The 6761-nt window shown below is 65.8% G+C and carries 4 protein-coding genes and 2 rRNA genes; 2 read left to right on the top strand and 4 right to left on the bottom strand.

What is annotated here, in order from left to right; all coding sequences use genetic code 11:
- The gene (locus SSKA14_RS22805; protein WP_008266203.1) at positions 1-1461 is read right to left on the bottom strand and encodes a S41 family peptidase; all 1461 of its coding nucleotides are present in this window, start codon (positions 1459-1461) and stop codon (positions 1-3) included.
- 108 nt (positions 1462-1569) lie between these two features.
- On the bottom strand, positions 1570-2805 hold the full coding sequence (locus SSKA14_RS22810) for a peptidoglycan DD-metalloendopeptidase family protein (protein ID WP_269724188.1): 1236 nt from the start codon (positions 2803-2805) through the stop codon (positions 1570-1572).
- Between the two features lie 158 nt (positions 2806-2963).
- On the opposite strand from SSKA14_RS22810, the gene SSKA14_RS22815 reads away from it, so the two are divergent.
- The gene (locus SSKA14_RS22815) at positions 2964-3626 is read left to right on the top strand and encodes a hypothetical protein (protein WP_008266811.1); all 663 of its coding nucleotides are present in this window, start codon (positions 2964-2966) and stop codon (positions 3624-3626) included.
- An 84-nt stretch (positions 3627-3710) separates the two neighbouring features.
- Positions 3711-5420, top strand: coding sequence for a M28 family metallopeptidase (locus SSKA14_RS22820; RefSeq protein ID WP_040009156.1), 1710 nt, complete (start codon positions 3711-3713; stop codon positions 5418-5420).
- A 255-nt stretch (positions 5421-5675) separates the two neighbouring features.
- Here SSKA14_RS22820 and rrf (SSKA14_RS22825) read toward each other — a convergent pair.
- Positions 5676-5790 (bottom strand): 5S ribosomal RNA (gene rrf / locus SSKA14_RS22825).
- Between the two features lie 133 nt (positions 5791-5923).
- Positions 5924-6038, bottom strand: a 5S ribosomal RNA gene (rrf, locus tag SSKA14_RS22830).
- Between the last annotated feature and the right edge of the window lie 723 nt (positions 6039-6761).

Genomic DNA, 6761 nt, shown 5'->3' on the forward strand with positions numbered 1-6761 from the left:
TCAGGGCTTGGCCGGGGCCGGTGCGGGCTTGGCTTCCGGCGTGCTGTCCGCCTTCGGTTCGACCTTCGGTTCCGGCTTCGCTTCGGGCTTCGCCGCAGCGGCCTTCGCGGCCTTGGCCGCATCCGCTTTTGCCGCTTCGGCCTTCAAGCGTGCCGCCACCGAACCCGGGTTCTTGAGTTCGGCCAGCGCATCATTGATCGGGCCGTCGCCCGGCAGCACGGCACCGGCGTGGTAGCCCTCGGTGCCTTCATCGTCGCCGCGCAGGTGGCCCGGCAGGGTCGCTTCGCTGTAGTCGCTGAGGCTGGCCGGCAGTGCATCCTCGGCCGGCGTGGCGGCAGGTTTCAATTCAACGTCCGGCACGATGCCGGTGGCCTGGATCGACTTGCCGCTGGGCGTGTAATAGCGCGCGGTGGTCAGCTTCACCGAATCCCCGTTGTCCAGCGGCAGCACGGTCTGCACCGAACCCTTGCCGAAGGTGCGGCTGCCGACCACGCGGGCGCGCTTGTTGTCGCGCAGCGCGCCGGCCAGCACTTCCGAGGCACTGGCCGAACCGGCGTCAGCCAGCACCACCACCGGTGCGCCCTTCAGCAGGTCGCCGGGGGTCGCGTCGAACCGTGCGTCGCTGATGCTGATGCGGCCACGGGTGCTGACGATGTTGCCCTTGTCGAGCAGATCATCGGCCACCTGCACCGCGGCGGTCAGCAGGCCACCCGGGTTGCTGCGCAGGTCCAGCACCAGGCCCTTGAGCTGGCCGCCGGACTGCTTCTGCAGCTGCTGCACGTGCTTCTGGAAGTCCGAACCGGTATCGGCCTGGAAGGTGCTCAGGCGGATGTAACCGTAGCCCGGTTCCAGCAGTCGGCTGCGTACGCTGGTCACGCGGATGGTCTGCCGGGTGAGGCTGACGTCGAACGGCTTCGGCTTGCCTTCGCGCACGATGGTCAGCACCACCTTGCTGCCGGCCGGGCCGCGCAGCGGCTCGCTGGCATCGATCGCGCTGATCGGCTTGCCGTCGATGGCGATGATCAGGTCACCGGCGAGGATGCCGGCCTTGGCTGCCGGCGTGTCATCGATCGGCGAGATCACCTTCATGCTGGCGTTGTCCGGCTGCTGCTGCAGCTCCACGCCGATACCCTCGTAGGCGCCGTTGGCCTGTTCGTCGAAGGCCTGCGCGTCTTCCTTGTTGAAATAAGTGCTGTGCGGATCGAGGTCGAGCAGCAGGCCACGCACCGCTGACTGCATCAGCTTCTTGTCGTCCACCGGATCGACGTAGGCGGCGCGCACCGCGTTGTACACCGCCACGAAACGGCGGATCTCCTCCAGCGGCACTTTCGAAGTCACCGCCTCCTCGCTGTTCGCTGCCTGCCCGCCGGTTTCCTGATTCGGGGCGGGCGCGGTCTGCTGCGCCCAGGACAGCGCTGGCAACAGGGCCAGCAAGAGGGTGGCGGTACGGGCTGCGCGCATGGATCACTCCTGTCGACGGTGGCATCGTGCCCAAGGCACATGCACCGATTATGCGCGAAGCACAGCTAAATTCCCGTTGAATCCACCAGGCTCGCGGAGGTGCCGGATTCAGCGCCGCTGCAGCCAGCTGTCTGGATTGACCGGCTGCCCGCCACGACGCAGCTCGAAGTACAGCGCGGTGACGCCCTGGCCGCCGGAATTGCCGACCTTGGCCACCGCATCGCCGCGGCTGACCCGTGCGCCGGCATCCTTCAGCAGGGTGTCGTTGTGTGCGTACAGGCTCATGTAGCCGTTGCCGTGGTCGACGATCAGGATCATGCCGTAGCCGGTCATCCAGTCGGAGAACACCACGGTGCCATCGGCCACCGCGGTGACGGTGCTGCCGGCCGGCGCGCCGATCAGCACGCCGCTGCTGGTGCGCCCGTCGGGCAGCTTGCCGCCGTAGCGGGCCAGCAGATTGCCGGATAACGGCCAGCCCAGTCCGCCCACTTTCGGTGCCGGCGCCGAGGCCACCGCGGGCGGCACCTTGGTCGGCGGTGGCGGGCGGCCTTCCGCCTTGGCCTGGCGTGCGGCCTTCTCGGCGGCGGCTTTCTCGGCAGCGGCCCGGCGCGCGGCGGCGCGACGCTCGGCTTCGGCGCGGGCTGCGGCGGCGCGCAGATTGGCCAGCAGCGTTTCCAGCGCCTTGGCATCCTGGCCCAGCGCTTGTTCCTTTTCGCGCTGGTCCTTGAAGCGTTCGTCCAGCGAGGCCACGGTCTGCGCCCGATCACGACGATCGGCCGCCAGGGTGGCCGCCTGCTGCTTCTGGTCACGCTGCGCGCCCTGCAGCTTCTGCTGGCGTTCGGCGATCTGCGTTTGCAGGGCTTCCAGTTCCTTCAGGTCGGCGGTCAGGGTGGTGATGCGCTGCGCACGCTCGCGCTGCAGATAGCGGTGATAGGCCAGGGCACGATTGGCATCGGCCACGGTGTCCTGCGACAGCAGCAGCTTCAGCGGTGCGTGGTTGCCCAGCTGATAGGCCGCGCGCAGCAGGCCGGCCAGTTCGCGGTGCTGCTGGGCCAGGTTGGTCTGCAGGCTGCTGCGGCGCTGCTCGGCTTCGGCCAGGGCACGGCTCTGCTCACGCAGCGCGGTCTCGGTCTGTGCAAGCGCGCGTCCGCTGCGGGCCACCTTCTCGTCGGCCTCGCGCAGCTGCTGCGACGCCTGGCCGCGCTGGCCTTCGATCTGCCGACGCTCCTGCGCCACGCCTTTCAGTTCGGTGCGCAGCTTCTGCAGCTTGCGCTCGGTCTCGCGGGTGGTCTGCGCGGCGGCCGGCAGCGGCAGTGCCAGCGCGATCGCCAGCACCAGCAGCAGGCAGCGCCCGCCGCGGGTGGCGGCGATGTGATGTCGGCGTGATGGGAAGGCGTTGTCGCGCAAGGGCTTTCCAGTGACTTCAGGCAGTTGCGGGGGCTACCCGGGAATGGTGACATCTCCGCACGCGGCCTGCCAGCCGCACATCCATCGAGGTCCCCATGAAAACTCTCACCATTCCGCTGCTGTTGGGCGTCCTGCTCGCCGCCGGGCCGGTCGGCGCCCAGGACAACATCAGCAAGGTCAACGGCAGCATCAGCGCCGAACCGGGCCAGCGCTACGGCAAGCTGGACACGGTCAACGGCGGCATCCGCGTTGGCGAAGAAGCGGAAACCAGCAGCATCGACACCGTCAATGGCGGAGTGAAGGTGGCCGACCGCGCACGCACCGGCAAGATCGAGACGGTCAACGGCGGTGTGCGCCTCGGCCGCGAGGTCATTGCGCGTGGCAGCGTCAGCACGGTCAACGGCAGCATCTTCAGCGACCGTGGCAGCCAGATCGAAGGCGGCGTTGAAACCGTGAATGGTGGCATCGGCCTGGTCGAAAGCCGCGTCGGCAAGGATGTGGAGACCGTCAACGGTGACATCACTGTGGGAATCGGCTCGCAGGTCAACGGCGGTGTGCACGTCCGCAAGCCCAATTTCAGCGTCTCGCTGACCGCCAGCCGCAAGCCGCGCGTGATCATCGGCCCCAATGCCGTGGTCAATGGCCCCCTGCAGTTCGAACGCGAGGTGGTGCTGTACGTGCACCGCAGCGCCCGCATCGGGCCGGTCACCGGCGCCGAGCCGATCCCGTTCGACACCGAAACCGCCCCGGCGGACTGAGCCACCGCGCCGTTCGGTCCGGTGATCCTCGCCCAACCGGTCGTGCAGAACGCACGGCCACCCTTTGTTACCCAGGAATCGACGATGCCCCGCAAACTCCTCCTGTGCCTGGCCGCCGCGGCCGCGCTCAGTGCCTGCAAAGGCGAAGACACGCCGGCCGCCGCGCCAGCCACCGATACTGCGGCCGCCAAGCCCGCCGCCCATCAGTTCTCGCCGGACATCAATGCCGGCGACTTCGCCGAGATGGTCAAGACCCTGGCCTCGGATGAGTTCGAAGGCCGCGCCCCGGGCAGCAAGGGCGAAGAGCTGACGGTCAACTACATCCGCGATCAGATGCAGCGCATCGGCCTGCAGCCCGGCAACGGCGACAGCTGGTTCCAGGACGTGCCGATGACCGAGACCACGGCCGACGAATCGACCGTGCTGAAGATCACCCAGGGCGGCAAGACCACCGAGCTGAAGTTCGGCACCGACATGGTGGTCGGCACGCGTACCGGCCAGGCGGAGGTGAAGGTCGATGCCAGCGACCTGGTATTCGTCGGCTACGGCGTCGATGCACCGGAGCAGAAGTGGAACGACTACGCCGGCCAGGACTGGAAGGGCAAGACGGTTGTCATGTTCGTCAACGATCCCGGCTTCCACGTCGATGACGAGAAGCTGTTCGACGGCAAGCGCATGACCTACTACGGCCGCTGGACCTACAAGTTCGAAGAGGCTGCGCGCAAGGGCGCCGCCGCCGCGCTGATCGTGCACGACACCGCCGGCGCCTCCTATGGCTGGGATGTGGTGAAGAACTCGTGGGCCGGCCCGCAGTACGACCTGCCGGCCAAGGATGATCCGGAAGCCCGCATCCCGGTGCAGGGCTGGCTGAGCGCGGAGGCCGCCAAGGCGTTGTTCGCCGGTGCCGGCCTGGATCTGGCGCAGGCCTACAAGGACGCCAGCAAGCGCGGTTTCAAGCCGGTGCCGCTGAAGGCCACCGCGGCGGTTGATCTGAAGAGCCGGATCGCGCAGAAGCAGTCGCGCAACGTGGTGGGCGTGCTGCCGGGCAGCAAGCGTGCCGACGAGGCCGTGCTGTACATGGCGCACTGGGACCACCTGGGCAAGCACGAGGGTGAGGCCGGCGACAACATCTACAACGGTGCTGTCGACAACGCGACCGGCGTGGCCGGCATCCTTGAGGTGGCCGAAGCGATGGCCCACCAGCAGCCGAAGCCGGAGCGTTCGGTGGTGTTCCTGGCCGTGACCCTGGAAGAGTCGGGCCTGCTCGGTTCGAAGTACTACGTCGCGCACCCGACCTTCCCGCTGGACAAGATTGCCGGCGTGATCAACATCGATGCGATGTCGGTGGCGGGCCGCGCCAAGGACGTGACCGTGACCGGTTTCGGCAGCTCGGAACTGGAAGACATCCTCAAGCCGCTGGCCGCCGCCCAGGACCGTACCCTGCACGGTGAGACCTCGGTGCAGAGTGGCTTCTACTTCCGTTCGGACCACTTCAACTTCGCCAAGGCCGGCGTGCCGGCCCTGTATGCCGATGGCGGCGAGGACCTGCGCGAGGGCGGCGTGGAGGCCGGCCGCAAGGCCGCCGCCGACTACGGTGCCAACCGATACCATGGCCCGAAGGACGAGTTCGACGCGGCCACCTGGAAGCTGGACGGCACCGTCGAAGACCTGCAGCTGATGTACGGCGTCGGCAAGGAGCTGGCCGGCGGTGATCGTTGGCCGAACTGGTACGAGGGCAACCCGTTCAAGGCGGCTCGCGACGCGATGATGAAGGACAAGGCCGCAGCCAAGTAGAGTCGAGCTTGCTCGACTGAGTATCGTTGAGATCAAAGCGGCGCCCCACGGGGCGCCGCTTTTTTTTGGGCGCTCCGCCATGGGTGGGTGCCAACCTTGGCTGGCACTCTGCCATCGGTAGTCGCCAACCTTGGTTGGCGCCGCCGTTCGCGGCGGTTTCATCAACGCGCCTGCCGGCCAGCGGCCGGCACTACCGATATTTCCTGAGCCCAAAGAAAAACCCCGCTGCGCAAGCAGCGGGGTTTTGGGTGTAAACCCTGGCGATGACCTACTCTCGCATGGCTTGAGCCACACTACCATCGGCGCAGCTGCGTTTCACTTCCGAGTTCGGGATGGGATCGGGTGGTTCCACAGCGCTAATTTCACCAGGGAGACGGTTGCAGCAGCGCTTGCAGCGCCAGCATCGCGATCTTGCCCTTGGGGCGGAAGGCGCCCAGAAAAGCAGTGCCTTCACTTAATAAGAAAAAACCCCGCTGCGTGAGCAGCGGGGTTTTGGGTATAAACCCTGGCGATGACCTACTCTCGCATGGCTTGAGCCACACTACCATCGGCGCAGCTGCGTTTCACTTCCGAGTTCGGGATGGGATCGGGTGGTTCCACAGCGCTAATTTCACCAGGGAGGCTTTTGGAGAGTCGCACTCGTCCCGATGGGACAAGGCGCCAGCCTCGCATAGTTCTTGTGACGTAGCGTGCACTTGGATGCTCTTACGACGTTGTCGTAAAGCCAAGGCAACTTGAGGTTATATGGTCAAGCCGCACGGATCATTAGTATCAGTTAGCTCAATACATTGCTGTACTTACACACCTGACCTATCAACCACGTAGTCTACATGGTTCCTTCAGGGGGCTTGTGCCCCGGGAGATCTCATCTTGAGGCGCGCTTCCCGCTTAGATGCTTTCAGCGGTTATCGCTTCCGAACATAGCTACCCGGCAATGCCACTGGCGTGACAACCGGAACACCAGAGGTTCGTCCACTCCGGTCCTCTCGTACTAGGAGCAGCCCCTCTCAAATCTCCAACGCCCATGGCAGATAGGGACCGAACTGTCTCACGACGTTCTGAACCCAGCTCGCGTACCACTTTAAATGGCGAACAGCCATACCCTTGGGACCGACTACAGCCCCAGGATGTGATGAGCCGACATCGAGGTGCCAAACACCGCCGTCGATATGAACTCTTGGGCGGTATCAGCCTGTTATCCCCGGAGTACCTTTTATCCGTTGAGCGATGGCCCTTCCATACAGAACCACCGGATCACTAAGTCCTAGTTTCCTACCTGCTTGATCCGTCGATCTTGCAGTCAAGCACGCTTATGCCTTTGCACACAGTGCGCGATGTCCG

This window comes from Stenotrophomonas sp. SKA14 (assembly GCF_000158575.1).
GTDB lineage: Bacteria > Pseudomonadota > Gammaproteobacteria > Xanthomonadales > Xanthomonadaceae > Stenotrophomonas > Stenotrophomonas forensis.

Excerpts from the sequence above, each read along its gene's own strand:
- SSKA14_RS22815 (WP_008266811.1), top strand. The coding sequence starts at position 2,964 with ATGAAAACTCTCACCATTCCGCTGCTGTTGGGCGTCCTGCTCGCCGCC.
- SSKA14_RS22805 (WP_008266203.1), bottom strand. The coding sequence starts at position 1,461 with ATGCGCGCAGCCCGTACCGCCACCCTCTTGCTGGCCCTGTTGCCAGCG.
- SSKA14_RS22820 (WP_040009156.1), top strand. The coding sequence starts at position 3,711 with ATGCCCCGCAAACTCCTCCTGTGCCTGGCCGCCGCGGCCGCGCTCAGT.